At 62.8% G+C, this 783-nt stretch carries 1 protein-coding gene; it reads left to right on the top strand.

Translation table 11 applies throughout. The annotated features are described in order from the left end of the window. A partial coding sequence (locus tag EN749_RS36635) for an endonuclease (protein WP_189368032.1) occupies nt 1-783 on the top strand: 783 nt, incomplete at both ends.

The raw sequence follows: 783 nt of genomic DNA on the forward strand, positions 1-783 counted from the left end.
GACCTCCGTCGGCCTGACCGCGCTCACCGCCCAAGATGCTTCGGACAAGCAGATCACCTACGTCAAGGCGCCCTTCAAGTCGCTGATCGACCATGTCTTCATCTCGCCCAATCTCGTGCCGGACGGCCGCTTCATGATTGTCGCGCTCGACCGAACCATCGACCGATTCCTGGAAGTGTCCGATCAACGCCCGATCCTCTTGCGTCTGGCCACCACAGGGACAGCGGATGCCGCGCCGTCTGTCGGTCAGCCATTGACCGAAGACGAGGTGCGGCGCCTGTCACGCGGTCTGCGCCGTCGCAACGAGCCGGTGACCGGGGCTCCGACACTGGCGGAAGCTCGGGCACGGCTTGCCGACAGGAGCACCTACTATGACGCCGCCGCCGACGCGGTCGTCCGCGAGGCCTATTGGACCGGGATTTCGGCGGGTACTGCGGGCTTCACCCAAACAGTGGCCGGGACTCTGAAGCAAACCCACACCACGCGCTTGAACTACGAGCCTTCTAAGCACGTCTATCCGTGGGTCGACGTCCGTCTGAACGCGATGGTACAGAGCATCTATTCCGGCTTCGAAGCCACACCCGAATACTTCATCCAAGCCGACGCCGAAGTGGAGCGGCTGCGGATCGAGGCGCGCGAGGCGCTTCTGGAGCGCGGCGTGCTGGAATCCACAGAGATGGAAGCAATGCTGGAAGCGCAGTTCCAGTACAATTGCGAGCATGTCGTGCCGCAAAGCTGGTTCGGCAAGAAGGAGCCGATGCGCGGCGACCTTCACCATCTCTT

It is taken from the genome of Mesorhizobium sp. M7A.F.Ca.ET.027.02.1.1, assembly GCF_004022985.1.
Classification (GTDB): domain Bacteria; phylum Pseudomonadota; class Alphaproteobacteria; order Rhizobiales; family Rhizobiaceae; genus Mesorhizobium.